Source organism: Enterobacter sp. ENT03, assembly GCF_019218745.1.
Lineage (GTDB): Bacteria > Pseudomonadota > Gammaproteobacteria > Enterobacterales > Enterobacteriaceae > Enterobacter_D.
Genome location: NZ_JAHUXA010000010.1, coordinates 41677 through 56738, shown reverse-complemented (window position 1 = coordinate 56738; position 15062 = coordinate 41677). Strand labels below are relative to the sequence as shown.

The window sequence follows — 15062 nt, the reverse complement described above, 5'->3', positions numbered from 1 at the left end:
AGTACGCACCCGATACAGAAAAAGGGTTATGGGATCCGATGAAACGACTTCGCTATCTTCTCCTTCTGTTGTTTATTCTTATTCTGGCTGCCGTTACAGGCCTCTGGCTGTGGCGACAGGCCGGTAATCCCAATGCACTGCGGCAGATCGTCACTGAACAGTGCATCCCCCATCAGCAACCCTGCGCTGAGGTGAATCTCAGCAGCGGCTATGTGGTATTCAAAGATCGTAACGGCCCGTTGCAGTACCTGTTGATGCCCACGTACAAGATCAATGGCACCGAAAGCCCGCTGTTGCTGGAGCCGCAAACACCGAACTTTTTCTGGCAGGCGTGGAGCGCGCGGCGGTTTATGAGCGAACGCCGGGGCGCGCCGGTTCCCGATGAGGCGGTGTCGCTGGCGATCAACGCCCGTAGTGGACGCACTCAGGATCATTTTCATATTCATATCTCTTGTTTGCGGCCCGATATTCGCACGTTGCTGAATGAACACAGCGCCGCCATCAGCAGCCGCTGGTTGCCGTTCCCTGGTGGATTGCGTGGACATGATTATCTGGCCCGTCGCGTCACGGAAAATGAACTGGTGAAGCGCAGCCCGTTTTTAATGCTGGCGGAAGAGGTGCCCGATGCGCGTGAGCACATGGGCCGCTACGGGCTGGCGATGGTGAAACAGGCGGACGGCTCCTTTGTTCTGCTGGCGACCGGGCGCAACCTGCTGTTGCTTAACCGCGCCTCCGCCGAGGAAATTCAGGACCATGCGTGCGCCATCTTAAAATAAACCCGCAAATATTTAGCGTTTACGGGGCAGGGTTGTCGCCGTAGACTTGCTGAAAAAATCGTCAGGAGACAGGCATGTCGCTCTGGTTTACCCACCCGCTTTTTCTTCCGTCGCTGATTGTTGGCGTGACCATTTTGCTCTGGGCGACGTCACTGCTGCCGGAGTTTATTACCGCGCTGCTGTTTTTTGCAGCGGCGATGGTGGCAAAAATCGCGCCGCCGGAGGTCATTTTTGGCGGCTTCGCCTCTTCGGCCTTCTGGCTGGTGTTCAGCGGATTTGTGCTCGGCGTGGCGATCCGCAAAACCGGGCTGGCGGATCGTGCGGCGAGGGCGCTGTCGGCCAGACTCACCGACTCCTGGCCATTGATGGTCGGCAGCGTGGTACTGCTGAGCTACGCGCTGGCGTTTGTCATGCCGTCGAACATGGGGCGTATCGCACTGCTGATGCCGATTGTTGCGGCGATGGCGGCGCGGGCCGGGATCAACGACGGCACGCGCGCCTGGTACGGACTGGCGCTGGCGGTGGGCTTCGGCACCTTCCAGCTGTCGGCGACTATTCTGCCCGCCAACGTGCCGAACCTGGTGATGAGCGGGGCGGCGGAAGGCTCTTACGGCATTCATCTTAACTATCTGCCGTATCTGCTGCTGCACACGCCGGTACTCGGCCTGCTGAAAGGCCTGGTGCTGATCGGGCTGATTTGCTGGCTGTTTCCTGGTAAACCCCATGCGCCGCGCGATCTCACTCCCGCCGGACCAATGAGCCGGGAGGAAAAACGTCTCGCCTGGCTGCTGGCTGTGGTGCTGATCATGTGGGTGAGCGAAAGCTGGCACGGTATCGGCCCGGCGTGGACCGGGCTGGCGGCGGCGTGTGTCACCCTGTTGCCGCGCGTCGGCTTCATCACCGGCGACGAGTTTTCCAGCGGCGTGAATATGCGCACCTGTATCTATGTGGCGGGGATCCTGGGGCTTGCGATCACGGTGACCCAGACCGGCATCGGCAGCGCCGTGGGCGGCGCGCTGCTGCACGTGATGCCCCTCGACCCCGATAATCCTTTCACCAGTTTTCTTGCCCTGACCGGCATCACCACGGCGTTAAACTTTATTATGACCGCTAACGGCGTACCGGCGCTGTACACCACGCTGGCGCAGAGTTTCGCTGATGCGACGGGCTTCCCGCTGCTGTCGGTGATCATGATCCAGGTGCTGGGGTATTCAACGCCGCTGCTGCCGTATCAGGCGTCGCCTATTGTGGTGGCGATGGCGCTGGGGAAAGTACCGGCGCGGGCGGGGATGCTGCTGTGCCTGGCGCTGGCGATCGCCACGTATCTGGTGTTGTTACCGCTGGATTATGCGTGGTTCAGTATTCTGGGACGGCTGTAAAAAAGCCCGGTGGCGCTGGCGCTTACCGGGCTTACAGAACCGCAGGGCGGGTTAGCGAAGCGCCACCCGCCGCAAAGTTTTTTTACGCTTGTTTAGCTGCTTCTGCGGCTTTCACGATCACGGCGAACGCGTCAGCTTTCAGAGAAGCGCCGCCAACCAGTGCGCCGTCGATGTCCGGCTGAGCGAACAGCTCGGCGGCGTTTTTATCGTTAACAGAACCGCCGTACTGGATGATGACCTGCTCAGCCACGTTCGCATCCACTTTAGCGATGTGGTCGCGGATGAATTTGTGTACCGCCTGAGCCTGCGCAGGGGTCGCGGATTTGCCAGTACCGATAGCCCAGACCGGTTCGTAGGCAATCACAGCGCCTTCAAAAGCAGCAGCACCCTGGGTTTTCAGCACCGCGTCGATCTGACGTGCACAGACTTCTTCCGTTTTACCCGCTTCGTTTTCCGCTTCGGTTTCACCGATGCACAATACCGGGATCAGACCCTGTTCTTTCAACACAGCGAATTTTTTAGCGATGAACTCATCGGATTCGGCGTGGTAAGTACGACGCTCAGAGTGGCCGATGATGATGTATTTTGCACCGATGTCTTTCAGCATTGCGGCGGAGGTTTCACCGGTGAAGGCGCCAGACAGGTTAACGTCGACGTTCTGCGCGCCGAGGATGAGGTGGCTACCGTCTGCGGCATGTTTCGCCAGATCCAGGTACAGGTCCGGCGGCGCAATGGCCACGCCACAACCGGTCACGCCAGCCAGCTCGGTACGCAGGTTAGCAATCAGCTCATTTACCATGTGGCGGTTGCCGTTCAGTTTCCAGTTACCCATCACTAAAGGATGTCGCATTTTCATTCTCCACGCATTAAGCGAATCAAGGAATATGGCTGCCGTTCAGGGCAGCATGGTCTGTGAACAGTATAGAGATTCATCCCCTCAAAGGCTTTGCTTTTTGTCATTTATTGTTGTCGGCGGGGGTCTCGGATAACGCCAGCTTAATCGGTTCAACAGCGAAGGTCAGCCCCTTTTCACCGTTATCTGCCACAACATAGCGTAATGCGCCCTCTGTTTCGGCGTAATAGGCTTTGCCTTTGCCACGGGAGAGGATTTTTTGCAGTTTTTGCAGACATTGCGAACTGGTCAGTACCGGGTTGAAAACGCGCAGCACCGCGGCCATATATTCCTGCGCTTTCGCTTTGGAGGCTTTTTGGTCCGGTCCGCGAATGGGCAACCAGGTGATCTGCATCGATTTGATCTTCAGTGTTCCCCGTTCCAGCGCGGTAGAAGCATAGAGATTATCGTTAATCTTGCTGGCGGCTCGCGTCAGGCTGGTGCGATCGGTACGCGAATCAATAGCGCGAAACTCGTTCAGCGTAAGACCTGGGTTGGCAGTATTAAATTTTTCCCGGAACGCGCTGATAGAGAGGTCGAACGTGGGGGCGCCCGCGACCAGATAAGGGGCGGTTGCCGCCAGTGGCGCATCCACGGCGCGGCCAGCCATGCTGGTCAGCAGCAGGGAAAGCAACAGGCAAACCCGTAAATTCCATATCTTCATCAACATCGTCCTCTGTGCAATGTGTTGCCGATTAAAACGATAACCGTCCCGCTTGTCAAAAACGCAGCCGACCAGGGTAAACTACGCGGCACTACGATTATAAGGAACCTTACATGACCATACAGCAGTGGTTATTCTCATTTAAAGGACGTATTGGGCGTCGTGACTTCTGGATCTGGATCGTGCTTTGGGCGCTGGCCATGATATTACTGTTCTCGCTTGCCGGTAACGGGCTGGTGGATCTGCAAATGGCCGCCTTTATGCTGGTGTGCCTGATATGGCCGACAGCATGCGTGACCGTCAAACGGTTGCATGACCGCAACAAATCCGGCCTGTGGGCGTTATTGATGGTCGTGGCGTGGATCTTACTGGCCGGTAACTGGGCAGTGCTGGGCGGCGTCTGGGTCTGGGCGGTCGGACGTTTTATTCCGACCCTGATCATGGTGATGCTCTTGATCGAGCTGGGCGCGTTTGTGGGCACCCAGGGCGAGAATAAATTCGGCAAAGACACGCTGGACGTGAAGTATCGCTGATTACCAGTAATGCTCAGCGGTCATGTGACCCGGACGGCGACGCAAATGTTTGGTCATCTGCCGGGTATCTTTCAGTAACTGCTGGGTATCACGCACCATCTGCGGATTACCGCACAGCATCACATGGCTGGTCGCGGTATCCATCGGCAGTCCCACCGCTTTTTCCAGTTCACCGCTTTCAATCAGCGCCGGCACACGACCATGCAACGAGCCGGAGACCGTTTCCCGGCTGACCACCGTCTGAATATGCAGTTTCCCTTCGTAGCGTTTTTGCAGCTCCAGCATTAACGGCAGATAGCTGAGATCCGCGGCATAACGTGCGGCATGCACCAGCACCAGATTTTTGAAGCGCTCCAGTCCTTTTCCTTCCTGCAACATCGACAGATAAGGACCAATCGCCGTGCCCGTCGCCAGCATCCACAGGGTGTCGCAGTCCGGCACTTCATCAAGCACAAAGAATCCGGCGGCTTCAGCAACGATTAACACTTCATCGTCGGGTTTCAGCGCCGCCAGGCGCGGGCTGAGTTTGCCTTCCGGCACGGTGACCAGATAGAACTCGAGATTGGGATCGGAGGGGGCATTCACGTAAGAGTAGGCGCGCTGTACGCGCTCGCCGTCAATTTCCAGCCCCAGCTTGGCAAACTGACCGGCGGTGAAGGGATTAACGGGGGCATGAAGGGTGAGACTAAACAGCGCATCGGTCCAGAATTCAACCTTTACGACTTTTCCTGTTACCCAATCCGCCATGATCTTCTCCTGTTCTGATGCGATGCCTTATCTTCGTTCCTCAACCCTGACATTTCCAGCCCGTGCGGGCCGGAAAGCTCATTTGATCAAATGATTTCAGAGAATATGTCGCTGCACGTCGACGTCTTTACGATCCAGATAATGAATGGATTTGATGCGGCGAATGGTGCGCGATTTGCCGCGAATGAGCAGCGTTTCGGTGGTCGCCATATTGCCCTTGCGGGTGATGCCGTCCAGCAGATCGCCTTTGGTGATCCCGGTAGCGGAGAAAATCACGTTGTCGTTATGCGCCATATCATCCAGACGCAGCACGGTGTTTGCTTCGATACCCATCGCTTTACAACGCGCCAGTTCCTGCTCACCAATGCGGCGATTTTCTTCGCTGTCGCCTTTCACCGTATGACGCGCCAGCAGGCGGCCCTGCATATCGCCGTCGAGCGCACGAATAACCGCCGCCGACACTACGCCTTCCGGCGCGCCGCCGATGCCGTACAACACGTCAACTTCGCTGTCAGGCATACAGGTGAGAATAGACGCGGCCACATCGCCATCGGGAATGGCGAACACCCGCACGCCGAGCGTTTGCATCTCCGCGATCACCGCATCGTGGCGCGGTTTCGCCAGAATAGTGACCGTCAACTCAGAAAGCGGCTTTTGCAACGCGGCGGCGACGTTACGCAGGTTTTGCTCGAGCGACAGATGCAAATCGATGGCGCCTTTCGCGCCAGGCCCGACGATCAGCTTTTCCATGTACATGTCAGGCGCGTTCAGGAACGTGCCTTTATCGCCGACGGCCAGCACGGCCAGCGCATTGGCCTGGCCCATCGCCGTCATGCGGGTGCCTTCGATAGGATCCACGGCAATATCCACCGCATCGCCTTTACCGGTACCGACTTTTTCACCGATGTAGAGCATCGGCGCTTCGTCGATTTCGCCTTCGCCAATCACGATGGTGCCGTCGATATTGACCTGATTGAGCATGATGCGCATGGCGTGGACCGCTGCACCATCGGCAACGTTTTTGTCGCCCCGGCCCAGCCATTTATAGCCCGCCAGCGCGGCAGCTTCGGTTACGCGGGAAAATTCGATGGCAAGTTCTCGTTTCATCACAGACTCGTTTAAAAAAGAAATTGCCTGAAGTTTAACACAGAGAGAGGAGATACCACCCTCACCCCGGCCCTCTCCCTGGGGAGAGGGAGAAGGACAAGAGCGGGGCAGCAAATGATCCCCTCTCCCATGGGGAGAGGGTTAGGGGGAGGGGAGAATTATTCTTCGCGATCTTCCCACGCCATGGCGCGTTTCACCGCTTTCTTCCAGCCGCTGTAGCGATAGTTACGTTCGGTGGTTTCGATACCCGGACGGAATTCACGCTCAATCACCGCTTTTTCCTGTAGCTCATCCAGATTCTGCCAGAAGCCCACTGCCAGACCCGCCAGATAGGCGGCGCCCAGTGCCGTAACTTCACGCACTTCCGGACGCTCCACGCGGGTGCCAAGAATATCGGACTGGAACTGCATCAGGAAGTTGTTAGCGACCGCGCCGCCGTCCACGCGCAGGGCGTGCAGACGAATACCGGAGTCGGCCTGCATCGCTTCCAGCACATCGCGGGTTTGATAGGCGATGGATTCCAGCGTCGCACGGATGATGTGGTTGGAGTTCACGCCACGGGTCAGGCCGAAGATTGCGCCGCGAGCATACGGGTCCCAGTAAGGGGCGCCCAGACCGGTAAAGGCCGGCACGACATACACGCCGTTGGTGTCCTTCACTTTGGTGGCAAAATATTCAGAGTCGAAAGCATCGCTGATCAGCTTCACTTCATCGCGCAGCCATTGGATGGAGGCACCCGCCATGAACACTGCGCCTTCCAGCGCGTAGTTTACTTCGCCGCGTGGGCCGCAGGCGATGGTGGTCAGCAGGCCATGCTCGGACGCCACCGCTTTTTCGCCGGTGTTCATCAACATAAAGCAGCCGGTGCCGTAGGTGTTTTTCGCCATCCCTTCTTTGACGCACAGCTGGCCGAACAGCGCCGCCTGCTGGTCACCGGCGATACCGGCGATAGGAATACGCGTGCCACCTTTACCGCCAACGTTGGTCTGGCCGTACACCTCAGAAGACTTGCGGACTTCCGGCAGCATTTCGCGCGGAATATCCAGCACTTCCAGCATTTTGGCGTCCCATTCCAGCGTGTGAATGTTGAACAGCATGGTACGCGAGGCGTTGGTGTAATCCGTAACATGTACGCGTCCCTGAGTCATTTTCCAGATAAGCCAGGTATCCACGGTGCCGAACAGCAGTTCACCGCGTTTAGCGCGCTCGCGGGAGCCTTCCACGTGGTCAAGGATCCACTTCACTTTGGTGCCGGAGAAGTACGGGTCAATCACCAGGCCGGTGGTTTGACGCACGTAATCTTCCAGACCATCACGTTTTAAATGCTCGCAGATGTCGGACGTGCGGCGGCACTGCCAGACGATGGCGTTATAAATCGGTTTACCGGTCTCTTTATCCCACACGATAGCGGTTTCGCGCTGGTTGGTGATCCCGATGGCGGCAACCTGATCGGCATTGATGTCGGCTTTCGCCAGCACTTCTACCAGCGTCGAGCTCTGGCTCGCCCAGATCTCCATCGGGTCATGCTCAACCCAGCCCGGCTTAGGATAAATTTGTTCGAATTCGCGCTGCGCGACACTGATGATATTGGCGTCGTGATCCATTACAACGGCACGGGAGCTGGTGGTTCCCTGGTCAACCGCAACGATATATTTTTTGTCAGTCATAAGTATGTTGTCCCGTAGTCACATTACAGCGAAGCTTTTTGTTGTGCAGTGGTGCTGGCCGTGGCCTTCTCGTCTTCCACTACGCAGGTATCGCAGGGGAGATGGCGGCCAATCAGCTTACGATAGCCAAACGCACCCAGCGACGCGCCGACAATTGGCCCAAACAGCGGCACCAGGAAGTAAGGAATATCTTTGCCGCCGGTAAAGGCGACGTCGCCCCAGCCAGCAAGCCAGGCGAAGGTTTTTGGACCCAGATCGCGCGCCGGGTTCATCGCAAAGCCGGTCAGCGGCCCCATAGAGGCACCAATCACTGCAATGAGCAGGCCGATTAACAGCGGTGCCAGCGGACCGCGCGGGATGCCGTTACCATCATCGCCCAGCGCCATGATCACGCCCATCAGAATAGCGGTAATCACCATTTCAACCGCGAAAGCCTGCACAAAATTGATATGTGGATTTGGATAAGTTGAGAAGATGCCTGCCAGATCCAAACTTTCGACACTGCCACGCACCATCTGATGCGTTTGCTCGAAGTCGATGAAAAGATTGTAATAAAGCCCGTAAACGATAGCAGCCGCGCAAAAAGCCCCGGCAAATTGAGAAACAATGTAAGGAATAACTTTATGCCCGTCGAAACAGGCAAATCGCCATAACGCAATGGTTACCGCCGGATTAAGATGTGCTCCGGAAACCCCTGCGGTCAGGTAGATGGCCATCGCCACGCCCAAACCCCAGATAATACTGATTTCCCACTGCCCAAAAGTGGCACCGGCCACCTTCAGCGCTGCAACACACCCGACACCGAAGAAAATCAACAACCCGGTTCCGAGAAATTCGGCGATGCACTGGCCTTTCAAGGTTGATGTTTGACTCATAATCGGATCCTGAAGAGTTTAATGTTTATTGTTTACGCGACGCAGTGACCGCCACGATGTCCTGTAGACATGGTGTTAATTTATCGTTAACGAGCAAAAACGAGAAATATCGAAATCGAAATGTGTGTGCTCCGTCAATAAAATGAGCGTTTTCGCGCTATAAAGCGCGTTTTAACAGCAATGCGAAACGTGAGCTGAATCATTTCATTAACGAAGTCGTTAACAATTTAGGGGTAGTTTCGCCAAACGCACCAGGTCTATGCTTAAAAGTGTTGCAAAGCGCGATCTACAAGGGTTGTCGCTGGACACACGCGTGGTCGCTCCATACAATCGGGGGGATAGAGTGCGCGTTGATACGGGCGTCGCCTTGCAAATCGGAATTCAGGAGAGGTATGACTATGTCATTAGAAGTGTTTGAGAAGCTGGAAGCGAAAGTACAGCAGGCGATTGATACCATCACCCTGCTGCAGATGGAAATCGAAGAGCTGAAAGAGAAGAACAACTCGCTGTCACAGGAAATGCAGTCCGCACAGCACTCCCGCGAGCAGCTGGAGCGTGAAAACCACGAGCTGAGAGAACAACAGTCTGGCTGGCAGGATCGTCTGCAGGCGCTGTTAGGCCGCATGGAAGAAGTCTGATTTATCATCATTAAAAAAAGCATCCTAGGATGCTTTTTTTAATTTTACAGTAGTAGTATGAACTCTTTAATTTCTCAAGGAATGTGAAATGACAAAGAGGGCGGACATTATTGATAATACGGATCGATATATCACGCGGGAGATTAGGTCGGGGTTAATCTATACGGAAAACTTAGGTTGGATTGATTTAGGACATGCAAACCCCTCTGGTGCAGAAAGACTTTGGCATCAAATGGAAATGCCTTGTGGGGGTAATAATCAATACTTTGAAGTCAACTATTATCAGGATATGAAAAAAGGCATCTATGGTATCAATGCTGTCACGGGTATATACCGGCGATTTTTAGTACGCAGAGGATTGAATGATCGCGATTTGAAAGGAGTGGCGCTGTCGATATTCATGGGTACTTCCCGGCGATTTGAAACCTTACAAGATTTTTGGCCTTATGTTCTAGTAACAGATAGCGGTTTTAGCGCTGAGGATCTGGTCTCAAATCTTTTTGGTTTCTATCAGGCTGTAGATTGTACGGATTATACCCCATTCCTTGATATTTGCCCTAAAGAGAAAGCTTATCGTATCTGGGACTACTATGGCCCCGTTGGGCAATTTAAAAATAAAAGTGTTTTTCCTCTCCTATTCCCGGATCCTATAGATAACAAAGTTAAGTGTCAGCCTTATACAGGGCACTTGCCAGCATTTATGAGTACGATAAGTCCAATGGCAAACCCAGAGTGGATAAGAGAGATTTTCTCATGAAAAAATTCAGGTTGATATTAGCTTTTTTTTTCATGGTATCACTCCCACTCTTCTATTTTTATTCTATGACAAGAGTATTTGTAGATGAAGAATATACACAACATGATTACTTTCGCTATATATTATTGACGCCAGGACCATTAAAGAAAGCTCCACGCGTTTCAGATAAATGGTATTTTATTGCACATGCACAGGAAGTAAACGGTCTTCAAAAAAGCGAGCTTATTTTTAAAGAGATCCCAATATCTGAAATTGACTTGAGGTTAGGGCAACTTGAGAGCTTTATAGATAATTATCCAGATGACAATGCCATCCTGAGTGTCTTTACTACATCATCCGATAAGAAATATGAATTACGTATCGTTTACTATGAGACGAATGATAACACCTGAAATTAAAGGCCATCGGTCGTAACGATGGCCTTTTTCATTTACTCAATATCCAGCGGATCTTCGGAAAGGATAATGCCGGTGTTGTCGGCATAGAGATGGTCGCCGGAGAAGAAGGTCACACCGCCGAAATTAACGCGGATGTCGCTTTCGCCAACCCCTTCAGCGGTAGCGCCTACCGGAATAGCGGCGACTGCCTGAATGCCGATGTCCAGCTCTACAAGATCATCCACCTGGCGTACTGCGCCGTAGACCACAATGCCTTCCCATTCGTTCTGTAAGGCAAGGCGTCCCAGTTCCGCATCGATTAACGCACGACGTACCGAACCGCCGCCATCAATCAGCAAAACGCGCCCACGACCATTCTGTTCGAGCAGATCATACAGCAACCCGTTGTCCTCGAAACATTTGACCGTGATGATTTGTCCGCCAAAAGACGACCGTCCACCAAAGTTGGAGAACAGCGGTTCCACGACGTTGACATCTTCCTGGTAGATGTCACAAAGCTCAGAAGTATCATATTTCATAGGATTTACGTTCAGTTGCCGCGAGAGCTGTCAGTATATCGCGCATAACGCGCTGTTGGCAAAATCATCAAATGTTAATTGATATTTGTCAGTTAAAATGACGTCTGGCTCAGCACTATTCCGCATACAAACAACAGGTTAGTCAAAAGTGCGGCTTTAACGGTACGTTCCAGCATCGGCGGCATCGCGCTGGCGTCGGTTTCCCGCAGGACATAACGCGCCTGTTTCACCAGCACCGGCGTGGCGAGCACAAACAGCCAGCCCCACACGCTTTGCAGTGAAATCAGGTTGAACAGCGCCAGACACAGCCAGGCACCCGCCAGCAGGCAGGCGTGATAGCGGCGGGCGGTGATCGGCCCCAGACGCACCACCAGCGTGTTCTTACCGTTTTCACGGTCGCTGTTAATGTCGCGCAGATTATTGATGTTCAGCACCGCCGTCGCCAGCAGGCCACAGGCCGTGGCGGGCAGAAACAGCACCGGCACCAGGGTGTGCGCCTGTAAATACCAGCTCCCCATCACGCTTAGCCAGCCAAAGAACAGCAGCACGGAAATATCACCCAGCCCAATGTAGCCATACGGACGACGCCCGACGGTATAGGTGATGGCCGCCAGAATCGACAGGCCGCCCAGCGCCAGGAAGCCGACAAAATCCGCCAGCGTCTGATACGCCACCGCCACCAGTGCCAGCCCGGACACGCAGCTCAGGATCACCGTCACGAGCAGTGCGCGTTTCATCTGCGCCTGGGTGATCGCGCCCTTTTGCATACCGCGCAGCGGCCCGATACGGTCGGGTTTATCGCTGCCTTTCACCGCATCGCCGTAATCGTTCGCCAGATTGGAGAGGATTTGCAGGAGTCCGGCGGTGATAAGCGCCAGCACGGCAACCAGCGGATCGAAATGTCCCTGCCACCAGGCCAGCGTCGTGCCGACCACAATGGCGGCAAAGGCCAGCGGGAGAGTTTTGGGACGCAGGCTTTCCAGCCAGGCCTGGGTGCGGCTCAATGGGCGCGAGTCAGTCATAGTTTTTAGCCAATAAAAAATGGGGCTATTCAGCCCCATCGATAGTGATGAAAGTGCAATGTGCGCGATTATAAGATAAAACGGCTCAAATCTTCATCTGCAACCAGCTCATCCAGGTGTTTGCTCACATAAGCCGCATCAATAGTGATGGATTCACCATTGCGATCGCTGGCGTCGTAGGAAATATCTTCCATCAAACGCTCAAGCACGGTATGCAGGCGACGGGCACCGATGTTTTCTGTGGTTTCGTTTACCTGCCAGGCAGCCTGCGCAATGCGCTTGATACCATCTTCGGTAAAGTCGATGTTCACGCCTTCGGTCGCCATCAGCGCTTTGTACTGCACGGTAACTGACGCGTTTGGCTCAGTCAGAATGCGCTCGAAGTCTTCCGTGGTCAGCGCCTGCAATTCAACGCGGATCGGCAGACGACCCTGCAATTCCGGGATCAGATCCGACGGTTTCGCTACCTGGAATGCGCCAGAGGCGATAAACAGAATGTGGTCGGTCTTCACCATGCCGTGTTTCGTGGAAACGGTACAGCCTTCCACCAGCGGCAGCAGATCGCGCTGTACGCCTTCACGGGAAACGTCCGGTCCGTTGGATTCGCCGCGCTTACAGATTTTATCGATCTCATCGATAAACACGATACCGTGCTGCTCAACAGCATCGATAGCGTCCTGCTTCAGCTCTTCCGGGTTCACCAGCTTCGCCGCTTCTTCTTCAATCAGCAGCTTCATCGCTTCTTTGATTTTCAGTTTACGCGGCTTCTGCTTCTGCCCGCCCAGGTTCTGGAACATGGACTGCAACTGGCTGGTCATCTCTTCCATGCCCGGAGGGGCCATGATTTCAACGCCCATCGGCGCGGCAGAGAGGTTGATTTCGATTTCTTTATCGTCCAGCTCGCCTTCACGCAGCTTTTTGCGGAAGGACTGGCGCGCGGCGGACGGCTCCTGCGGCTGCTCAGGCTGGCCCCAGTTGTTTTTCGCCGGCGGGATCAGCACGTCAAGAATGCGCTCTTCCGCCATTTCTTCCGCACGGTAGCGATGTTTTTCAATGGAGTTGCTGCGTACCATTTTGATCGCGGCGTCGGTCAGATCGCGGATGATAGAATCCACTTCTTTACCTACATAGCCCACTTCGGTGAACTTGGTCGCTTCCACTTTGATGAACGGCGCGTTCGCCAGCTTCGCCAGACGACGGGCGATTTCGGTTTTACCGACACCGGTCGGGCCGATCATCAGAATATTTTTCGGGGTAACTTCGTGGCGCAACTCTTCATCGAGCTGCATACGACGCCAGCGGTTACGCAGGGCAATGGCCACGGAACGCTTGGCGTTATCCTGGCCAATGATGTGTTTATTCAGTTCGCTGACAATTTCGCGTGGGGTCATTTCAGACATTAGAGATCCTTACGCCTTAGAGGACAATTCTTCGATGGTATGGAAGTGGTTGGTGTAAATGCAGATGTCGCCTGCAATGCCCAACGCCTTCTCAGCAATGTCGCGCGCGCTAAGATCGGTATTTTCCAGCAGTGCGCGGGCGGCGGCCTGGGCGTACGGCCCACCGGATCCGATAGCAATCAGATCGTTTTCCGGCTGTACCACATCGCCATTACCGGTGATGATCAGCGACGCATTTTCATCCGCCACGGCCAGCAATGCTTCGAGCTTGCGCAGCATGCGGTCGGTGCGCCAGTCTTTTGCCAGCTCAACGGCGGCTTTCACCAGATGACCCTGGTGCATTTCCAGCTTACGTTCAAACAGTTCAAACAGCGTGAAGGCATCGGCAGTGCCGCCTGCAAAACCGGCGATCACTTTGTCGTTGTACAGACGACGCACTTTTTTCACGTTGCCTTTCATTACGGTGTTGCCCAGCGTGGCCTGGCCGTCGCCAGCAATTACCACCTGGCCGTTACGGCGTACACTTACGATTGTTGTCACGAGCAGACCCCTTGTTGCATAAACGGATTAGAAGCCCCGCACAGTGTACGGGGCTGAATGCAATTATAGATGGGGGGGATTTTGGGGGTTTCAACCCCCGGAGGCGAGACGAATACAGTTTGAGTGGCCCGCCATCTTCAAGCGGTTAAGGGTGCCGTCGGTATTATCTTTGCCTTTGATCGGCCCGATGACCACGCGATTCCAGCCATTATTGGTGGTGATGCGGGAGTCAAAACCTTCAAACGCCAGCTGCGCGCGTACTGTTTCAGCCTGCTCTGTGCCTTTAAAGGAACCGCACTGTACCATCCAGCGACGATCGTCTTTTTTCTCTGCCGTTTTCTTTGGCGCTTCTGGCTCACGCGTGATCGGCGCTGCCTGTTCTTTTGGCGGCGCGGCATCGGTATGCGCAGGCGTTTGCAGCAGATCCTGATAAGGCTGCTGGGACGCGGTCTGCTTCGGCTGCTGTACCTGCTTTGGCTGCGCGGGGGCGGTTTGCACCGTGCGCGGCTGCTGATACGGCTGTTCCGTCACGCGCGGCTGCGTTCTCGGCTGCTGCACGGGCTGCGTGTACGTCTGCTGTTGCTGCTGCTGTTGCTGTTGACGTAGCTGTACCTGCTGTTGCGCCTGACGCTGACGTTGCAGGGTTTGCTGCCGCTGTTCCGCCGTTTGTTCATTCCACGGTACTTCGTTGAGCTGTGTAGGCTGCTGGCGCATATCCGCCTGCATCTGCTCCAGCAACTGACGCTGTTCATTCGTCAGCTGGTTTGGGTTCATCACTTCGCCACCGGCAGAAGGTTCTGTCGGTGCGCGTACGCCAGGCTTACGGCTTTCCAGCTCTTTAATATAGCGCCAGCGCTCTTCCGGTTTCGGCGGCAGCCCGTTCCCCGCAACCTTCTGATTTTGCAGCGTCTCTGCATCTTCTTTCTTATGGTGCGTAATAAAATACAGACCACCGATAAATGCCACCAGCACAGCGGCCGCAATGGCGACCATGGCGGGCGATACAACAGATGGGCTACGTTGTTTTTTCTTTGACGTGCTCTTTTTTCGCCGCGAAGGAGCCGACTGGCTGCGGCGTACATAATCTCGTTGTGCCACTATCGTTTCGCTGTAATTATTCGTTTGTCAGTCCGTCATGTTACTTAAGCG

The 15062-nt window shown here is 54.8% G+C and carries 17 protein-coding genes; 6 read left to right on the top strand and 11 right to left on the bottom strand.

Annotation, left to right across the window (positions count from 1 at the left end; genetic code table 11):
- Positions 1 to 38 precede the first annotated feature (38 nt).
- Both KW828_RS13780 and KW828_RS13775 read left to right on the top strand, forming a co-directional pair.
- Positions 39 to 776 (top strand): CDP-diacylglycerol diphosphatase, encoded by a 738-nt coding sequence (locus tag KW828_RS13780; protein WP_218336880.1) that lies wholly within the window; start codon positions 39 to 41, stop codon positions 774 to 776.
- A gap of 74 nt (positions 777 to 850) precedes the next feature.
- The gene (locus tag KW828_RS13775) at positions 851 to 2155 is read left to right on the top strand and encodes an SLC13 family permease (RefSeq protein WP_218336879.1); all 1305 of its coding nucleotides are present in this window, start codon (positions 851 to 853) and stop codon (positions 2153 to 2155) included.
- A gap of 82 nt (positions 2156 to 2237) precedes the next feature.
- Here KW828_RS13775 and tpiA read toward each other — a convergent pair whose 3' ends face one another.
- Positions 2238 to 3005: a triose-phosphate isomerase gene (gene tpiA / locus KW828_RS13770; protein WP_218336878.1), complete on the bottom strand. Its 768-nt coding sequence runs from the start codon at positions 3003 to 3005 to the stop codon at positions 2238 to 2240.
- 106 nt (positions 3006 to 3111) lie between these two features.
- Entirely contained in the window at positions 3112 to 3657 is a 546-nt protein-coding gene (locus KW828_RS13765) for a DUF1454 family protein (protein ID WP_371316127.1), read from the bottom strand.
- A gap of 167 nt (positions 3658 to 3824) precedes the next feature.
- Here KW828_RS13765 and KW828_RS13760 point away from each other — a divergent pair, with 167 nt between their 5' ends.
- The gene (locus KW828_RS13760) at positions 3825 to 4244 is read left to right on the top strand and encodes a DUF805 domain-containing protein (protein ID WP_218336876.1); all 420 of its coding nucleotides are present in this window, start codon (positions 3825 to 3827) and stop codon (positions 4242 to 4244) included.
- Here the strand turns inward: KW828_RS13760 and fpr are convergent, their stop codons facing one another.
- The 4 genes from fpr to KW828_RS13740 all read right to left on the bottom strand — a co-directional run bounded on the left by fpr (position 4245) and on the right by KW828_RS13740 (position 8640).
- Positions 4245 to 4991 (bottom strand): ferredoxin--NADP(+) reductase, encoded by a 747-nt coding sequence (gene fpr / locus KW828_RS13755; RefSeq protein WP_129364094.1) that lies wholly within the window; start codon positions 4989 to 4991, stop codon positions 4245 to 4247.
- A 96-nt stretch (positions 4992 to 5087) separates the two neighbouring features.
- A complete protein-coding gene (gene glpX, locus KW828_RS13750) occupies positions 5088 to 6098 on the bottom strand; it encodes a class II fructose-bisphosphatase (RefSeq protein ID WP_218336875.1) in 1011 nt (336 codons plus the stop codon).
- Between the two features lie 158 nt (positions 6099 to 6256).
- Positions 6257 to 7765, bottom strand: coding sequence for a glycerol kinase GlpK (gene glpK / locus KW828_RS13745; protein ID WP_129364092.1), 1509 nt, complete (start codon positions 7763 to 7765; stop codon positions 6257 to 6259).
- Between the two features lie 23 nt (positions 7766 to 7788).
- Positions 7789 to 8640 (bottom strand): MIP/aquaporin family protein, encoded by an 852-nt coding sequence (locus KW828_RS13740; protein WP_218336874.1) that lies wholly within the window; start codon positions 8638 to 8640, stop codon positions 7789 to 7791.
- Positions 8641 to 9032: 392 nt separating this feature from the next.
- Here KW828_RS13740 and zapB point away from each other — a divergent pair, with 392 nt between their 5' ends.
- The 3 genes from zapB (at position 9033) to KW828_RS13725 (ending at position 10427) form a co-directional block, all read left to right on the top strand.
- Positions 9033 to 9278, top strand: coding sequence for a septal ring assembly protein ZapB (zapB, locus tag KW828_RS13735; protein ID WP_088222135.1), 246 nt, complete (start codon positions 9033 to 9035; stop codon positions 9276 to 9278).
- An 88-nt stretch (positions 9279 to 9366) separates the two neighbouring features.
- Positions 9367 to 10035, top strand: a complete 669-nt coding sequence (locus KW828_RS13730; protein WP_218336873.1) for a hypothetical protein — start codon at positions 9367 to 9369, stop codon at positions 10033 to 10035.
- Positions 10032 to 10427: a hypothetical protein gene (locus KW828_RS13725; protein ID WP_218336872.1), complete on the top strand. Its 396-nt coding sequence runs from the start codon at positions 10032 to 10034 to the stop codon at positions 10425 to 10427. Before KW828_RS13730 ends, KW828_RS13725 begins: the two co-directional genes overlap by 4 nt.
- 38 nt (positions 10428 to 10465) lie before the next feature.
- Here KW828_RS13725 and rraA read toward each other — a convergent pair whose 3' ends face one another.
- The 5 genes from rraA to ftsN all read right to left on the bottom strand — a co-directional run bounded on the left by rraA (position 10466) and on the right by ftsN (position 15011).
- Entirely contained in the window at positions 10466 to 10951 is a 486-nt protein-coding gene (gene rraA / locus KW828_RS13720) for a ribonuclease E activity regulator RraA (RefSeq protein WP_218336871.1), read from the bottom strand.
- A gap of 92 nt (positions 10952 to 11043) precedes the next feature.
- Positions 11044 to 11973, bottom strand: a complete 930-nt coding sequence (menA, locus tag KW828_RS13715; protein WP_218336870.1) for a 1,4-dihydroxy-2-naphthoate polyprenyltransferase — start codon at positions 11971 to 11973, stop codon at positions 11044 to 11046.
- Between the two features lie 68 nt (positions 11974 to 12041).
- Positions 12042 to 13373: an HslU--HslV peptidase ATPase subunit gene (gene hslU / locus KW828_RS13710; RefSeq protein ID WP_088222133.1), complete on the bottom strand. Its 1332-nt coding sequence runs from the start codon at positions 13371 to 13373 to the stop codon at positions 12042 to 12044.
- A 9-nt stretch (positions 13374 to 13382) separates the two neighbouring features.
- Positions 13383 to 13913, bottom strand: a complete 531-nt coding sequence (gene hslV, locus KW828_RS13705; RefSeq protein ID WP_072571328.1) for an ATP-dependent protease subunit HslV — start codon at positions 13911 to 13913, stop codon at positions 13383 to 13385.
- Between the two features lie 90 nt (positions 13914 to 14003).
- Entirely contained in the window at positions 14004 to 15011 is a 1008-nt protein-coding gene (gene ftsN / locus KW828_RS13700; protein ID WP_218336869.1) for a cell division protein FtsN, read from the bottom strand.
- Positions 15012 to 15062: the final 51 nt, after the last annotated feature.

Coding starts and splice junctions, on each gene's coding strand:
- KW828_RS13780 (WP_218336880.1), top strand. CDS start 39: ATGAAACGACTTCGCTATCTTCTCCTTCTGTTGTTTATTCTTATTCTG.
- KW828_RS13775 (WP_218336879.1), top strand. CDS start 851: ATGTCGCTCTGGTTTACCCACCCGCTTTTTCTTCCGTCGCTGATTGTT.
- tpiA (WP_218336878.1), bottom strand. CDS start 3,005: ATGCGACATCCTTTAGTGATGGGTAACTGGAAACTGAACGGCAACCGC.
- KW828_RS13765 (WP_371316127.1), bottom strand. CDS start 3,657: ATGGCTGGCCGCGCCGTGGATGCGCCACTGGCGGCAACCGCCCCTTAT.
- KW828_RS13760 (WP_218336876.1), top strand. CDS start 3,825: ATGACCATACAGCAGTGGTTATTCTCATTTAAAGGACGTATTGGGCGT.
- fpr (WP_129364094.1), bottom strand. CDS start 4,991: ATGGCGGATTGGGTAACAGGAAAAGTCGTAAAGGTTGAATTCTGGACC.
- glpX (WP_218336875.1), bottom strand. CDS start 6,098: ATGAAACGAGAACTTGCCATCGAATTTTCCCGCGTAACCGAAGCTGCC.
- glpK (WP_129364092.1), bottom strand. CDS start 7,765: ATGACTGACAAAAAATATATCGTTGCGGTTGACCAGGGAACCACCAGC.
- KW828_RS13740 (WP_218336874.1), bottom strand. CDS start 8,640: ATGAGTCAAACATCAACCTTGAAAGGCCAGTGCATCGCCGAATTTCTC.
- zapB (WP_088222135.1), top strand. CDS start 9,033: ATGACTATGTCATTAGAAGTGTTTGAGAAGCTGGAAGCGAAAGTACAG.
- KW828_RS13730 (WP_218336873.1), top strand. CDS start 9,367: ATGACAAAGAGGGCGGACATTATTGATAATACGGATCGATATATCACG.
- KW828_RS13725 (WP_218336872.1), top strand. CDS start 10,032: ATGAAAAAATTCAGGTTGATATTAGCTTTTTTTTTCATGGTATCACTC.
- rraA (WP_218336871.1), bottom strand. CDS start 10,951: ATGAAATATGATACTTCTGAGCTTTGTGACATCTACCAGGAAGATGTC.
- menA (WP_218336870.1), bottom strand. CDS start 11,973: ATGACTGACTCGCGCCCATTGAGCCGCACCCAGGCCTGGCTGGAAAGC.
- hslU (WP_088222133.1), bottom strand. CDS start 13,373: ATGTCTGAAATGACCCCACGCGAAATTGTCAGCGAACTGAATAAACAC.